This window comes from Planobispora rosea, from assembly GCF_014648175.1.
Lineage (GTDB): Bacteria > Actinomycetota > Actinomycetes > Streptosporangiales > Streptosporangiaceae > Planobispora > Planobispora rosea.
The window spans coordinates 127,160-141,192 of the sequence record NZ_BMQP01000012.1 but is presented as its reverse complement, the minus strand read 5'-3'; the positions used below and the strand labels follow the sequence as shown (position 1 = coordinate 141,192).

The window sequence follows — 14,033 nt, the reverse complement described above, 5'->3', positions numbered from 1 at the left end:
CCGGTCTTCCCGGGTCAGCGGGGGCGGTGGCCCTTCCTGCCCCGGCCGGTCTGCGCGCCCCGGCGGCCCGACCCGCCCGGAGCGGGACTCCGCGGCTGCTTCCGCGTCTTCTGCTGGGCGGGCGCGGGGGTACGGCCCCGCGAGCTGTTCGCCGTACGTCCCCGGACGATGCCGATGAAGTCCTCCACCAGCTCGGTCGTCGCCTCCGTGGGCCAGGCCAGCGCGACCTGCGACCGCGGCGTCTCCACGACCGGCCGGTAGGTCAGATCCCTGCGGTGGTGCAGGCGCGCCAGCGACTGCGGGACCAGCAGCAGCCCGGCCCCCGCCGCCACCAGCTCGATCGCCTCCGCCGTCGTGTCCGGACGCGTGAAGGCCGGCAGCCCCGGCAGGGCCGTCCACTCAAGGGTGTCGTCCATCGGATGGAGCACCTCGTCGTCGGCGAGGTCGGCGACGGTCACCTCGTCGGCGGCGGCCACCATGTGATCCTTCGGCACCACAACCACGGTGGTCTCGACATAGAGGGGAATCACGCTGAGCCCCTCGCGGTCCACGGGCAGCCGTACGAAACCGGCGTCGGCACCGCCGTCGCGCAGGAGCCGCACCACGTCGGCGGCGGCGACGGGGATCAGGGTGAGCGGCACGCCGGGCACACGCTCGGCCCAGACGCCGGCCCATTTGGCGGGCGTCACCCCGGGCACGTAAGCAAGCCGGAACTCCCTGTCGGTCACTTGCCCAGAGTACCGATGTCAGAGGAGACGGCTTCGCGCCATACCCTTGACACCATGACCAAGCTCAAGACCACCCAGACGATGAAGCCCGCGACCGCGGCCAAGAAGCTGGGTGTGCTCCTGGAGGCCACTCCCGCCGAGTTCCAGGAGGGAGTCGTCTCCAGAGATGAGCTGAACGCGCTGCAGGCCGCCCCGCCGGCCTGGCTGGCGGATCTCCGGCGCAACGGGCCGCACCCCCGGCAGGTCGTCGCCGCGAAGCTGGGCGTCTCCAACTCGGGCCTGGCCAGGGGCGGCATCACCGGGCCGCTCACCACCGCCGAGATCGACGCCATCAAGGCGGAGAACCCCGAGTGGCTGCAGCGCGAGCGGGCGGTCCAGGCCGAGGTGCGCAAGGAGGCGCAGCGCCTCAAGCAGCGCTAGAGCCGGATCATGAGGTGAGGATGCCGCGCCGGTACGCCTCGCCCACGGCGGCGGCCCGGTCGCGCACGCCGAGCTTGTCGTAGATGTGCAGCAGATGGGTCTTGATGCTCGCCTCGCTGATGAACAGCCGGGCGGCGGCCTGACGGTTGGAGGCGCCGTCGGCGACGAGCCGCAGCACCTGAAGCTCCCGATCGGTGAGGGTGGCCCGCACGGGATTGCGGACCTGGCCCACGAGCCGTTCGACGACCCACGGCGCCAGCACGACCTCGCCGGCGGCGGTCGCGCGGACGGCGCGCAGGAGCTCATCGGGCGGGGCGTCCTTGAGCAGGTAACCGGTGGCCCCCGCCTCGATCGCGGGCAGCACGTCGGCGTCGCCGTCGAAGGTGGTCAGCACGAGCACCCTGATCTCGGGATGGGACGCGCGCAGGGCCGCGATCGCGGCGACGCCGTCCATCACCGGCATCCGCAGGTCCATGAGCACGACGTCGACGGCCAGGGCCGCCGCCCGTTCGACGCCCTCGCGCCCGTTGGACGCCTCACCCGCCACTTCGATGTCGGGTTCTCCGGCGAAGGCGCCGCGCAGGCCGCCGCGCACGATCGGGTGGTCGTCGACGATCAGCAACCGGATCATTTCTGGGCCGCCTGCAGGGCCGGGACGCTGGCGCTGACCGCCGTGCCCTCTCCGGGGGTGCTCTCGATCTCCAGCGTGCCGCCGACTCCCCGCACCCGTTGCCGCATGCTGTTCAACCCGAATCCCCGGCCCTTTCCGTTCTCACCGTCGATACCGCCGACGCCGCCGACGCCGCTGATGCCGTCTCCATCGTCGCGGATGTCCAGCAGGACGACGTCGCCCGCGTACGAGAGCGTCAGCCCGGCCCGGGAGGCGCGCGCGTGCTTGGCGACGTTGGTCAGGGCCTCCTGGGCGACGCGGAACAGGGTGACCTCGATCGCCGAGCTGAGCGGCACGCTCTCCCCGGTCACCTCGAAGCGCAGGTCGATCCCCGAGCCTTCGGCCCAGCGCCGCGCCATGGCCGACAGCGCGTCCGGCAGCTGGGCGACCTCCAGCTCGCGCGGCCGCAGGGCCTGTACGGACCGCCGGGCCTCGGACAGACTGTCCCGGGCCAGCGAGAGCGCCACATCGACGTGGTCGCTCACGTCCCCGGCCCGCTTGGCGGCCTGGAGTTGCGTGATGATCCCCATGAGGCCCTGGGCGAGGGTGTCGTGGATCTCGCGGGCCATCCGCTGGCGCTCGTCGAGCACCCCCGCCTCGTGGGCCTGGGTCGTCAGCTGGGCGTGCAGGTCGGCGTTCTCCTTCATCGCCGTCTCCAGGTCGTCGAGGGCCTTGCGGTATCTCCGCTGCCGTTCATCGATCTTGATGGCCGCGATGTGGCCGCCGCCGATCGAGAAGGTCTGGACGATGACGATCGCGACATGGAAGAGGACGATCTGGACGCTCACCTGCGACCAGTCCAGGACGGTGCCGTACAGGACGAGGGAGGTCACGGCGACCGCGACGAAGGTCCATCTGGACGGGGCGAAGAGGAAGGCCAGGAAGAACCCGGAGATCGTGTAGATGGTGAAGACCGGATCGTGGAGCGCGAGGACCGCCGCGGTGGCGAGCACCCCGATGAAGTAGCCGGCGTTGACTCCGCGCCGCTGCCGCCACCGTCCGGGCAGCAGCGTCCGCGAGACCAGCCAGACCAGGGCCACGGACGCCAGCGCCAGCGTCACCAGTGCCGTGCCACCGGGTCGGTCCGGGGTCGTGAGGCTGATGATCGTCGAGATGCCCAGGCAGAAGTAGGGGATCAGCTCGGCGGCTCTGTCGAAACGCCGCTCCCAGCGGGACAGGGGGAAGGGATCAGCCATGGTGGCGACCTTATGCCTGTTCTGTCTCGGGGGCTCTGTACCGCATGGGGAACAGGATCGCATAGCCGTACATGAGCAGGCCGATAGAGATCATGAGTGTGATCGTCGGCCACTGCCAGGCGTCGGGCAGGTAGAGCGCCAGGAACCAGACGCGGTCCTCCACCCCGAACAGTTTGAAGAACATCGGGACGATTCCCTGCGGGAACAGCGGCAGCCAGGCGAGGGAGTAGCACACGATGACCGCGATCTTGTGGCCGAGGGGCAGGTCGGGCGCGGCTGCCGCCGCCTCCTCCTCACGGACCGTGCGTCCGGCGGCGGAGCCGTATTTCAGCAGGGCGAGCAGCTCGGTCCCGCCGGACGCGAGCCGCCTGGCGGCGATCCTGCCGAACCCCCAGACGCACAGGACCCCGGTCGCCACGCCCACGGGCACCCCTGCCCAGGGCTCGATCAGAACCGCGGCCGCCGCCGGGAGCGCCGTCACGGGAACGGCGATCAGCATCAGCCAGACCAGCCCGGTCTCCCCGCCCTCGTCGGCGCCGCTGCTGAGCGGATCGCCGCCGCGCCTGTGCGGATCGGTCGCCGGGACCGGCGCGGTGACGGCGACGAGGACCACCAGCCCGGCCGCCCCGCCGAGGACGGCGGGGAACAGTCCGGCCACCCACGGCCAGGCCCAGGTCTCACCGCTCGCGGCGGCTCCGGCGACCGAGAGCAGGGCGGTGGCCGGTCCGACGGCCAGCAGCCAGGCCAGTTGCCGTCCGCGGACGTCGGCGCGTTCCGCGCCGGGCGTCATCAGCGTGAGCCACAGCGCGGTCCCGTCGGTGGCGTAGAGGTTGGCCGACACGCCCGCGCCCATCAGCACCGCGATGAGACCGACGAACGGCACCATGCCCCACCAGCCGATGGCCACCGGCAGCAGGGTGAACACCACGGCGTAGAAGAAGGCGAAGCTGAGCAGGTGGACCCTGATCAGATCGCGTGACCAGGTGCGCAGTTCCTTGGCGGCGACGGCGCGGACGCCCCGGACCATGGGGAACGGGCGCGGCCTGCGGCGGCGCGCCGGGACGCCGCCGCGGGCGGCCGAGGTGACGCGCCGCGTGAGCAGGACCGCCCACACTGCCACGAGCAGGACGACCACGAGAGCGGATGCGGCCAGGATGCCGAGCGCCGCGGGCGGGGAGGACTCGATCGCGGCGATGCCCCACCCCGAGGGCAGCAGCCGCACCAGCGCCCCGGCCCACGACAGGTCCTCGGCCGTGGCGGCGGCGACGGGCAGGGCCCAGCCGTTGCCGCTCAGCGCGAGGACCGTCCCGGTGACGAAGGCGGCGAGCACCGCCGCCGCCCGGGACCGGACGAGCAGCCCGAAGATCGCCACCGTGACGCGGGAGACCAGCACCATCGTGATCAATGTGATCACCGCCGCCACCAGGGCGACGAGCGTGGCCAGGAGGCCGAAGCGCCAGCCGTACACCGCCATCGAGGTGAGCGCCACCGATGTGATCATGACCGCGGGACTCGCGAAGGCCCCGGCCAGCAGTGCGGTGGCCATCCGGCGGGGTGCGGCCGGGATCATGGTGAAGTACTCGGGGCGCAGCGCCTCGCCGCCGCCCGTGAAGATCGGGCCGAAGATCCAGCCCATCAGCCAGACGGCCAGTGCCGCCGGCAGCAGCGGCGGCCAGAACACGGCGACGGCGACCGTGCCCACCGCCAGGATCAGGCCGATCACCGTGCCGAGGACGAGCGAGGACGCGCGGTCGCCGCGCAGCGCATGCCGGAGGAGCGCCAGTCTCATCCGGATCAGGACGACAGCCACGACAGCCCCTCCGTCCCGCCCGCTCGGGCGCCGACCAGCTCGACGAAGGCCTCCTCGAGGGACCTGCTCCTGCGGACCTCGTCGAGGCGGCCCTCGGCCACCACCCGGCCGCCGGAGATGACGCCGACGTGGTCGCAGATCCCCTCCACCAGCGCCATCACGTGACTGGAGATGACCACCGATCCGCCTCCCTCGACGAAGCGCCGCAGGATGGTCCGGATCGTCATGGCGGAGACCGGATCGATGGCCTCGAACGGCTCGTCGAGAACCAGCAGGCGCGGTGCGTGCAGGAGGGCCACCGCGAGCCCGATCTTCTTCCGCATGCCCGTGGAGTACTCGATGACGAGTGTGCCCTCGGCGGTGTCGAGTTCGAGGACCTGCAGGAGCTCCTCGGTCCGCTCCACGACGACCTCCGGGGCCATGCCGCGCAGGAGCCCCAGATAGGTGAGCACCTCCCGCCCGGTGAGACGCTCGGGCATCGCGTGGCCGTCCGGCAACACCCCGATCAGCGACTTCGCCCGGACGGTGTCCTTCCACACGTCCACTCCGAAGATCTCGGCGTGCCCCGCGTCCGGCCGCAGCAGGCCCACCGCCATCGCCAGAGTCGTCGTCTTGCCCGCGCCGTTCGGGCCGACCAGCCCGTAGAGCGACCCGGCGGGGACCGACAGGTCGACCTGCTCGACCGCCGCCCGGTCGCCGAAGACCTTGCGCAGGCCGGTGGCCCGGAGCGCGGGCGCCTCATGTGTCGTCATAGGACGAGGATCTTCCGGCTGAGGCTCGTCCGGATCGTCCGAGCGGGATTCCGTACGGTGGATCCGGCCATCAACCGATCGGTTGATCCGGCCCTCGGAGGCCGTGCCCCTCGGGCCGGATCCGGTCAGCCGGCGTGCGGCCTGCCGAACTCTCCGATCAGCACGGGATACTGCTCCCCGCCGTGCCCGGCGGCGATCGCGCGGTCGGCCATCGCCTTGATCAGCCGTGGCAGTTCGGCGTTGACCCCCACCGCCTCGCTCTCCTCGATCAGGTGCTCCATCGCCCGTGCGTCGGTCTCCAGGGCCGACACCTCGGCCGGGAAGGAGCCGCTGTCGATCTGCTCGGCGTATCCGGGCAGCCACCCGGCCACGACGGCGGCGACCTGCCGGGCGAACGGCGCGTACGTCGCGGCGTCGACACCGGCCGTCCTGAGCAGGGCGGTGCCCTGGAGCCAGGCGTTCAGGATGCTCCACATCATGACGAGGCCGGCCACGTCGTACAGCGACGCCAGTCCGTGGTCCGCACCGAGGTAGGTGACGGTGCCGAGCGCGTCGAGGGCCGGCTTGTGCTCCTCGAAGTCCGCCTGCGGCCCGCTGTGCAGAATCACCGCCTCGGCGGTCCCGATCGCCGGCGGGACGGCCATGATGGCGCCGTCCAGGTAACGGGCGCCGCGCTGCGCGGCCCATCGGGCGGCCTGCCGGGCCTGGGCCGAGGTGCCCGAGGTCAGGTTGACCAGCATCGTGCCGTCCAGCTCGGCCTCGCCCGCGCCGAGCAGCTCGTACACGGCCTGGTAGTCGGTGAGGCAGATGATCGTCAGGGAGCTCGCCTTGAGCGCGTCGCCGACCGTCGGCGCCAGTCGTGCGCCTGCGGCCACCAGGTGGTCGGCCTTGGAGGCCGTGCGGTTCCACACGGTCGTGGGATGCCCGGCCTTCAGGAACGCTCCGGCGAGGGCCTGGCCCATCAGCCCGAGTCCGATGACCGTCACGGATGTATCGGTTCTGTGGTTCATGGCAGCATCGTCAACGTTGATATCGGTGTGAAGGTCAAGGGGGATTTCCGATGCGGATCGGGGAACTGAGCCGTCGTACGGGCGTCAACACCCATCAGCTGCGCTACTACGAGGCCCAGGGCCTGCTGAGGGCGGACCGCGGCGCGAACGGCTACCGCAACTACGACGAGAGCGCCGTGCTGCGGGTGAAGCAGATCCGGCACCTGCTCGGCGCGGGTCTGTCCTCCGAGGACATCGCGTACCTGCTGCCCTGCGCGGTCGGAGAGGCCCCGGAACTGCCGGGGTGTCCCGAGCTGCTGACCGCGATGCGGTCACGGCTGCGGCGGCTGGACGACCAGATGGACCGGCTCGCCCAGTCCCGCACCGCTCTCGCCGACTACATCGCCGCGGCCGAGCGGACCGGCGGCGAGAGCTATCCGCCCTTCGACGGCGCCGAGCTAGAGTCCGTCCCCGCCTGAGCCAGAGGGACGCCCGTCCCGGGCCGGGCGCGGGCCCGGATGGCCGCGCGCAGGGCCGGGGCCGTCCCGGGATGGATCTCGAAGTGGGTCCGCAGCCCGGTGATCTCCAGCAGTTGCGTCAGCTGGGTGCCGGGGCCGGCCAGTATCAGGTGGCGGCCGTGGGCGCGGCTGTGACGCTGGGCGTCGATCAGCTCGGCCAGTCCGGCCGAGTCGCAGAAGACCACGTCGTCCAGGTCGATGATGATCGTGGGAATGTCCGCGAAGTCCCACAGGCTGGACAGCCGGGCGCGTAACAGCGGGGCGGAGACCTCGGTGAGCTGCCCGGTCGCGCGCACGACCAGGACGCCGGCGTACAGGCCGACGGTGACGGTGAAGATCGATTCGGGATCGGAGTCGGGGTCAGATGACATGATGACACTCCTCGTGCCGGCGAGGGGCAGGGCAGGCACAAGGAATGTCCTACCGTAAATCCGTGATCGCGTCCGGTTTACCGGGTTACCGGCATCGCGCATCGACCGGCGAACGCGACCGGCTGAGCGGTGAGTGCGCGGACGGCCGCCCGCACAGCGCACCGGGGAAGCCGCGATATATCGCGGCTACGCGTACCATGTCCAACCGTGACGGAAGATTCCCCCTTACGAACCTCGGCCGCCGGCCACGGCACAATTGCCGGTGTGCGAGTCGGATTGCTCGGACCGTTCGAGGTCCGCAACCGCGACGGGGTCGTGGTGGAGGTTCCCGGAGTTCGGCTGCGTGCGCTGCTGGCAGCGCTCGCCCTCGAACCCGGCCGGATCGTCACGCGTGCGAGGCTGGTGGACTGGATCTGGGGGCGGCAGCCGCCCGCGGACGAGGTGAACGCCCTGCAGGCGCTGGTGTCCCGGCTGCGCAGGGCGGTGCCGGAGGCGGTGATCGAGGCGGAGTCCGGCGGGTACCGGCTGGCCGTGGCTCCCGACGCCGTGGACGTGTGCCGGTTCGAGCAGCTGGTCGGTCAGGCCCGCACCGCCGAGCCCGCGGCGCGGGCGGACCTGCTCCGCTCGGCCCTGGCGTTGTGGCGCGGCACGGCCATGGCGGACATCGCGCTGCAGGACAGCCAGCTGTTCGACGCCGCGGTCGCGCGTCTGGACGAGCTCCACGTCGCCGCGCTCGGGGACCGGGTGGATGCGGACATCCGCCTCGGCCGCGGCTCGGAGCTGGTCTCCGAGCTGACCGAGCTGGTCGCCGCGTACCCGCTGCGGGAGGGGTTCGTGGCGGCGTTGATGCGAGCGCTCGCCGAGGCGGGACGGGCGGCCGAGGCGCTGACCGTGTACCAGCGGACGCGCGAGCGGCTCGCCGAGGAGCTGGGCACCGATCCGTCGGCCGAGCTCTCCGCGCTGCACACCGCGCTGCTCCGGGGAGAGCTGGGTGAGCGGGCGGACAACCACAGGACGAACCTGCGCGCCGAGCTGACGAGCTTCGTCGGCAAGGACGACGACGTCTCCGCGGTCACCGGTCTGGTCGTCAGGCACCGGCTGGTCACCTTGACGGGACCGGGAGGCTCCGGCAAGACGAGGCTGGCCACGGAGACCGCGCGGACGATGCTCGCCGAGCTGCCGGACGGGGCGTGGCTGGTCGAACTGGCCCCGGTGCGGGAAGGCGGTGATCTGGCGCAGGCCGTTCTCACCGCGATCGGCCTGCGCGACCACGCACTGCTCGGTGCCGCGCCGAGCGGGGAACCGGTGGATCGGCTCGTCACCGCGATCCGGGAACGCTCGATCCTGCTGATCCTGGACAACTGCGAGCACGTGATCGAGGCGGCCGCGGCTTTCGCGGATCGGCTCCTGGGAGAGTGCCGCAGGCTGCGGATCCTGGCCACCAGCAGGGAACCGCTCGGGATCACCGGAGAGGTGCTGTGGCAGGTCGAGCCGCTCGCGCTGCCCGCACGGGGAGCCGACCCCTCCGAGGCCGGATCCTCACCCGCGGTCCGGCTGCTGCGGGACCGCGCGGAGCTGGTGCGCAAGGACATCGGCTCCGACGCGCACACCCTGTCGGCCATGGCGCGGATCTGCCGGGCCCTCGACGGGATCCCGCTGGCGATCGAACTGGCCGCGGCACGGCTGCGCACCATGTCCGTCGATCAGCTGGCACGCCGGCTCGATGACCGGTTCCGTCTGCTGACCGGCGGCAGCCGTACGGCCCTCGCCCGGCACAGGACGCTGCGCGCGGTCGTGGACTGGAGCTGGGATCTGCTCACCGAGGCCGAACGCGGCGTGCTGCGGCGGCTGTCGGTTTTCTCCGGCGGGGCGAGCCTGGAAGCGGCAGAGCGGGTGTGCGGGGACGGGAACGGAGACGGGGACGGCGACGGGACGGTCGCCGGGGAGCAGGTGCTCGACCTGCTGACCGCGCTGATCGAGAAGTCGCTGCTGGTCGCCGACGGCGAGGGCACGCCGCGCTACCGGATGCTCGGCACCATCAGGGAGTACGCGGCGCACCGGCTCGTCGAGGCCGGGGAGAGCGAGTCGGCGCGGCGGGCGCATCTCGCCTACTTCACCGAGTTGGCCGAGACGGCCGATCCGCACCTGCGCACGGCCCGGCAACTGGAATGGCTGGCCGTACTGGAGGCCGAACACGACAACATCGGCGCGGCCCTGCGCGGGGCGATCGCCGAGGGATGGGCCCAGGAGGCGATGCGGCTGGTCGCGGCCTCGGGCTGGTACTGGTACCTCAGCGGGCACCGGGCCGAGGGCACCGAGTTGTGCGTCGCGGCGGCCTCGCTGCGCGGTGAGGTGCCCGACGAGGTCCGGGCGCTGGCGTACCTCATGGTGACGATGTTCCTGACCGCCGGGGTCAGCGGCGACCAGTACCAGGCGCGGGAGTGGATCCAGGAAGCGCACCGGCTCGCCCTGCGCAGCGGGTCCCGCCACCCGATGCTCGGGTTCGCCGGGCTGCTGGAGGCGACGCTGCGGGGCCCGACGGAGTTCCTTCCCGCGGTCGAGCCGCTCATCGCCGACGAGGATCCGTGGGTGCGCGCGCAGGCCAGGCTCACTCGCGGCCGGTTCCGGCTCGTGCTCGGCGGCGACGAGACCGACGTGGACGCCGACGCCGAGATCGCCCTCGCCGAGTTCCGCGCACTGGGCGACCGGATGGGGATGTCGCTGGCGCTGACCTTCCTGGCCGATCGCCTCGCCTCGCGCGGTGAGTTCGCACGCGCGTGCGAGCACTACGGAGAGGCGATCACGGCGACGACCGAGGCGGGCGCGATCGAGGACGTGGTCGGCATGCGGGCGCGGCAGGCCCAGCTGTACTGGCTGCTCGGCGATGAGCGCTCCAGCGTGTCCGCCATGGCGGAGGCGCAGCGGTGCGTGAGCGGGATCACCTGGCCGGACGCCCTGGCCCAGCTGGCTCTCGCACAGGCGCAGCTGGCGTACTGGCGCGGCGAGCCGGACCAGGCACGCGAGCATCTGGCCACGGTGCGGGCGGCGCTGGGCGATGAGGGGATGTCCGACTCCGTCCGTGCCGCGACCATGGACCTGTACGGCTACCTCACCGAGGATCTCGACGAGTCCCGCGCGTACCGGGCCGAGGCGTTGCGCGCGGCCACGGTCTCGGAGCACACGCATCCGCCGACGATCGCCGACATCCTGATCGGGATCGCGGACCTCGCCCTGCGCCGGGGACAGTACGAGCAGGCCGTGCGGCTGCTCGCGGCGAGCGACGGCGTGCGCGGCACGCCGGATCGTTCGCACCCGGACGTCGCCAGGATCGCCGCGGAGACGCGCGATCGCCTCGGTGAACCCGTGTTCACCGAGGCGATCCGTGCCGGCGGACGGCAGGACTGGCGTGAGCTGGCCGAGATCACCCTTGCCTCGTGAACGCCCTGCGCGCCCACAGGTAGCCGATCAGCGTGACCCCCACGCACCAGGCGATCGCCGTGACGATCGAGCTCGCCGACGGCGCGCCGGTCAGCAGCCCGCGCAGGGCTTCGATGATCGAGGTGAACGGCTGGTGCTCCGCGAACTGCCGCGCGCCCGGCCCCATCTTGTCGGCCGGCACGAACGCGCTGCTCAGGAAGGGAAGGAGCATCAGCGGGACGACGGTCATGCCCGCGCTCTCCGGCGTCTTCGCCGCGAGACCGGCCGCGACGGTCAGCCAGCTGATCGCCACCACCGTCAGCACGACGATGCCGACCACGCCGAGCCACTGCGCCAAACCCGCCGACGGCCGGAATCCCATCAGCAACGCGACCCCGGTGACGAGCGTGATGGCCACCAGGCTCCGGAGCACGCTCTCGATCACGTGCGCGTTCAGCACCGCGGCCCGGGAGACGTCCATGACGCGGAGCCGGTTGATGAACCCGTTCGTCATGTCGGAGTTCACCGCGATCGCGGTGGAGCCGATGCCGTAGCAGATGGTCGTCAGGATCAGCCCCGGCGTCGCGTAGTCGGCGTAGTCCACGCCGACGCTGAACGCGCCGCCGAACACGTAGACCATCAGGAACATCAGGAAGACCGGCATGACGATGCCGTTGAACAGCGCCACCGGATTCCGCGTCGTGTGCCGGAAGTTGCGCCGCAGCATGGTCGCGGAGTCCGCCAGGGAAGCCGAGATGGCGTTCATCGTACGTTGACCTCCTTGTTCCCGTGGCCGGTGAGGGCGAGGAAGACGTCGTCCAGGTCCGGGGTGTGCACCGACAGCTCATCGACTTCGATGGAATGCGCGTCGAGCCGATCGAGCAGCGCGCGCAGCGACCTGACGCCGCCGTCGCCGGGGACGCGCAGGGTCAGCTCCTCGTCGTCGCCCGCGGACTCGGGCAGGACCCGTGCCGCGGCGTCGAAGTCGTGCCGATCGGTGAACCGCAGCCGGACGTGGCTGCCCGGAATCCGGCGCTTGAGCTCGTCGGCGGTGCCCTCGGCGACCAGCCGGCCCTGATCGAGTACGGCGATGCGGTCGGCGAGCTGGTCGGCCTCCTCGAGGTACTGGGTGGTGAGGAAGATCGTCGTACCGTCGGCGACCAGTTCCCGGATGATCTCCCACATGGTGCGGCGGCTGCGCGGATCGAGTCCGGTCGTGGGCTCGTCCAGGAAGATGATCTGCGGGTCACCGACCAGCGTCATGGCGAGGTCCAGCTTGCGGCGCATGCCCCCGGAGTAGGACGCCGCCGGCTTGCCCGCCGCCTCCCCCAGCTCGAAGCGGTCGAGCAACCGGCCGGTGATCCGCCTGCCCTCCTTCCTGGGCAGGTGCAGGAGATCGGCCATCATCAGCAGGTTCTCCTCGCCGGTGAGCAGGTTGTCCACCGAGGCGAACTGCCCGGTGACCCCGATCGCCGCGCGCACCGCCCTGGTCTCCGTGACCACGTCGTGCCCGGCGACGACCGCCTTCCCGGCGTCGGGGGTCAGCAGCGTGGTCAGCACGTTCACCGTCGTGGTCTTCCCGGCGCCGTTGGGCCCGAGCAGGGCGAAGATCGTTCCGGCCCGGACGTCCAGGTCGATGCCGTCGAGCACGGTCTTGTCCTTGTAAGCCTTCCGCAGCCCCGAGGCCGCGATCGCTGAACCGTTCATGGCGTCCACCGTCGTCGGCCGCCCTGATACCGGGCCGTCGCCGTACTGACACGGCCGCTGACACGACACCGCGCCCGGGTGCCCGGCGCCCGCACCCGAGAACGCCCGCACCCGAGGGCGCCCGCCGCGCCTCGTGCTCTACGCCGGCGCCTTGACGGCCGAGCGAGCGGCGGCCTCCTCCCGCGTGACGCGGCGGCGCCGGGCCGGCAGTCCGAGCGTCGGGTTGGCGACGCTCCAGGCGGCGCCCTTGCACACCAGTTCCTTGTAGACGGCGGCGAGCCGTCCGGTCAGGGCCGCCCGCACGGCGCGGTCGTCGGCGGTGACGTACTGGATCAGGCCCTCCTTGCGGCCCAGCGAGATGCACTGGTTGAAGTAGCGGATCGGCACGTCGGGGAGCTTCCCTCCGGTCAGGCGTGCCGCGATCGCGTCGGCGGCCTGCCACGCGGTCGGCGTTCCCGAGGCGCACGACATCCGCAGCGGCTTGTCCCCGGGGCCCGTCACCATGGCCGCGTCGCCGACGGCGTACACGTCCGGGTGCGAGACCGAGCGCATGGTCCCGTCGACCACGATCTGACCGGTGCCGGTGACCTCCAGGGCGGTCGCCTCCGCGATCGGGTGGACCGCGAAGCCGGTGGTCCACACGGTGACCGCGGCCGGGATGACCTCGCCCTCGGCGGTGGTGACGCGGTCGGCTCCGACTCCGGTGACGACGGCGTGCTCGTGCACGGTGATCCCGAGCTTGCCGAAGACCTTCCGCAGGTGCTCGCGGCCCTTGGGTGAGAGCCAGTCGCCGAGGCCGCCACGGGCGACGAGGGCGACGTCGAGGTCCGGGCGGGCCTCGGCGATCTCGGTCGCGGCCTCCAGGCCGGTGAGGCCGCCGCCGACGACGACCACGGTCTGCCCGGTGTCGAGGCGGGCCAGGCGCTCGCGCAGCCGGAGCGCTCCGGGGCGGCTCGCGATCTCGTAGGCGTGCTCGGCGGTCCCGGGGACGCCCTGGGCGTTCCAGCCGCTGCCGAGGGCGTAGACGAGCGTGTCGTAGGCGAGTTCTTCGGTCCCGGCCCCGGCCTCAGTCCCGGTCCCGGCGACGGTGACCGTCCTGCGATCGACGTCGACGCCGGTGACCCTGGCGAGCCTCAGTTCGACACCGGTGCCCGCGAACATCTCGCTGAGCGGCCGGGGCTTGAGGTCCTGGCCGGCCGCCAGCTGGTGCATGCGGACACGTTCGACGAAGTCGGGCTCGGCGTTGACGAGAGTGATGGCGACATCCTCGCGGCGGAGCCGCCTGGCGAGGCGGCCGGCGGCGATGGCTCCGGTGTATCCGGCTCCGAGGACGATGATGCGGTGCCGCATGTGCTTGCTCCTGTCTCACGCGGGCCCGCGGGTTCGCGGGTTCGCCCCTTGAACCGGGCAGCCCGCCCTTTCCTGACAGGAACGCGATGTGAAGCACCTCACACG

General features: G+C 71.9%; 13 protein-coding genes. 3 read left to right on the top strand and 10 right to left on the bottom strand.

Annotated elements, in window-relative coordinates; translation table 11 throughout:
- Window positions 1-14 precede the first annotated feature (14 nt).
- A complete protein-coding gene (locus IEZ08_RS14545; RefSeq protein WP_084780785.1) occupies window positions 15-728 on the bottom strand; it encodes a LysR family substrate-binding domain-containing protein in 714 nt (237 codons plus the stop codon).
- Window positions 729-782: 54 nt separating this feature from the next.
- On the opposite strand from IEZ08_RS14545, the gene IEZ08_RS14540 reads away from it, so the two are divergent.
- Window positions 783-1,148 (top strand): DUF5997 family protein, encoded by a 366-nt coding sequence (locus IEZ08_RS14540; RefSeq protein WP_068927949.1) that lies wholly within the window; start codon window positions 783-785, stop codon window positions 1,146-1,148.
- 7 nt (window positions 1,149-1,155) lie between these two features.
- On the opposite strand, the gene IEZ08_RS14535 is transcribed toward IEZ08_RS14540, so the two are convergent.
- The 5 genes from IEZ08_RS14535 to IEZ08_RS14515 all read right to left on the bottom strand — a co-directional run bounded on the left by IEZ08_RS14535 (window position 1,156) and on the right by IEZ08_RS14515 (window position 6,586).
- Window positions 1,156-1,779 (bottom strand): response regulator, encoded by a 624-nt coding sequence (locus IEZ08_RS14535; RefSeq protein WP_068927950.1) that lies wholly within the window; start codon window positions 1,777-1,779, stop codon window positions 1,156-1,158.
- Window positions 1,776-3,014, bottom strand: coding sequence for a sensor histidine kinase (locus IEZ08_RS14530; RefSeq protein ID WP_068927951.1), 1,239 nt, complete (start codon window positions 3,012-3,014; stop codon window positions 1,776-1,778). The genes IEZ08_RS14535 and IEZ08_RS14530 overlap by 4 nt, the downstream gene beginning before the upstream one ends.
- A 10-nt stretch (window positions 3,015-3,024) precedes the next feature.
- Complete coding sequence (locus tag IEZ08_RS14525; protein ID WP_068927952.1) at window positions 3,025-4,824, bottom strand: hypothetical protein; 1,800 nt, start codon at window positions 4,822-4,824, stop codon at window positions 3,025-3,027.
- Window positions 4,809-5,576 (bottom strand): ABC transporter ATP-binding protein, encoded by a 768-nt coding sequence (locus tag IEZ08_RS14520; RefSeq protein ID WP_068927953.1) that lies wholly within the window; start codon window positions 5,574-5,576, stop codon window positions 4,809-4,811. The genes IEZ08_RS14525 and IEZ08_RS14520 overlap by 16 nt, the downstream gene beginning before the upstream one ends.
- Window positions 5,577-5,701: 125 nt before the next feature.
- The gene (locus tag IEZ08_RS14515; protein WP_068927954.1) at window positions 5,702-6,586 is read right to left on the bottom strand and encodes an NAD(P)-dependent oxidoreductase; all 885 of its coding nucleotides are present in this window, start codon (window positions 6,584-6,586) and stop codon (window positions 5,702-5,704) included.
- 50 nt (window positions 6,587-6,636) lie between these two features.
- Between IEZ08_RS14515 and IEZ08_RS14510 the strand changes: the two genes are divergently transcribed.
- Entirely contained in the window at window positions 6,637-7,044 is a 408-nt protein-coding gene (locus IEZ08_RS14510) for a MerR family transcriptional regulator (RefSeq protein WP_068927955.1), read from the top strand.
- Here IEZ08_RS14510 and IEZ08_RS14505 read toward each other — a convergent pair.
- A complete protein-coding gene (locus IEZ08_RS14505) occupies window positions 6,999-7,454 on the bottom strand; it encodes an STAS domain-containing protein (protein WP_068927956.1) in 456 nt (151 codons plus the stop codon). The two genes, IEZ08_RS14510 and IEZ08_RS14505, sit on opposite strands and share 46 nt — an antisense overlap.
- Window positions 7,455-7,718: 264 nt before the next feature.
- Between IEZ08_RS14505 and IEZ08_RS14500 the strand changes: the two genes are divergently transcribed.
- The gene (locus IEZ08_RS14500; RefSeq protein ID WP_189242301.1) at window positions 7,719-10,892 is read left to right on the top strand and encodes an AfsR/SARP family transcriptional regulator; all 3,174 of its coding nucleotides are present in this window, start codon (window positions 7,719-7,721) and stop codon (window positions 10,890-10,892) included.
- Here IEZ08_RS14500 and IEZ08_RS14495 read toward each other — a convergent pair.
- From IEZ08_RS14495 to IEZ08_RS14485, 3 genes are all read right to left on the bottom strand, one after another.
- The gene (locus IEZ08_RS14495; protein WP_068927958.1) at window positions 10,876-11,637 is read right to left on the bottom strand and encodes an ABC transporter permease; all 762 of its coding nucleotides are present in this window, start codon (window positions 11,635-11,637) and stop codon (window positions 10,876-10,878) included. The genes IEZ08_RS14500 and IEZ08_RS14495 overlap by 17 nt on opposite strands.
- Window positions 11,634-12,578 carry an ATP-binding cassette domain-containing protein gene (locus IEZ08_RS14490; protein ID WP_068927959.1) on the bottom strand — a complete coding sequence of 315 codons (945 nt, stop codon included), beginning with the start codon at window positions 12,576-12,578 and terminating at the stop codon, window positions 11,634-11,636. Before IEZ08_RS14490 ends, IEZ08_RS14495 begins: the two co-directional genes overlap by 4 nt.
- 138 nt (window positions 12,579-12,716) lie before the next feature.
- Window positions 12,717-13,928 carry an NAD(P)/FAD-dependent oxidoreductase gene (locus IEZ08_RS14485; protein WP_068927960.1) on the bottom strand — a complete coding sequence of 404 codons (1,212 nt, stop codon included), beginning with the start codon at window positions 13,926-13,928 and terminating at the stop codon, window positions 12,717-12,719.
- Window positions 13,929-14,033: the final 105 nt, after the last annotated feature.

Bases quoted from the DNA above. Each gene is read 5' to 3' on its own strand.
- IEZ08_RS14505 (WP_068927956.1), bottom strand. From the start codon at position 7,454: ATGTCATCTGACCCCGACTCCGATCCCGAATCGATCTTCACCGTCACC.
- IEZ08_RS14520 (WP_068927953.1), bottom strand. From the start codon at position 5,576: ATGACGACACATGAGGCGCCCGCGCTCCGGGCCACCGGCCTGCGCAAG.
- IEZ08_RS14535 (WP_068927950.1), bottom strand. From the start codon at position 1,779: ATGATCCGGTTGCTGATCGTCGACGACCACCCGATCGTGCGCGGCGGC.
- IEZ08_RS14485 (WP_068927960.1), bottom strand. From the start codon at position 13,928: ATGCGGCACCGCATCATCGTCCTCGGAGCCGGATACACCGGAGCCATC.
- IEZ08_RS14495 (WP_068927958.1), bottom strand. From the start codon at position 11,637: ATGAACGCCATCTCGGCTTCCCTGGCGGACTCCGCGACCATGCTGCGG.
- IEZ08_RS14510 (WP_068927955.1), top strand. From the start codon at position 6,637: ATGCGGATCGGGGAACTGAGCCGTCGTACGGGCGTCAACACCCATCAG.
- IEZ08_RS14490 (WP_068927959.1), bottom strand. From the start codon at position 12,578: ATGAACGGTTCAGCGATCGCGGCCTCGGGGCTGCGGAAGGCTTACAAG.
- IEZ08_RS14540 (WP_068927949.1), top strand. From the start codon at position 783: ATGACCAAGCTCAAGACCACCCAGACGATGAAGCCCGCGACCGCGGCC.
- IEZ08_RS14530 (WP_068927951.1), bottom strand. From the start codon at position 3,014: ATGGCTGATCCCTTCCCCCTGTCCCGCTGGGAGCGGCGTTTCGACAGA.
- IEZ08_RS14515 (WP_068927954.1), bottom strand. From the start codon at position 6,586: ATGAACCACAGAACCGATACATCCGTGACGGTCATCGGACTCGGGCTG.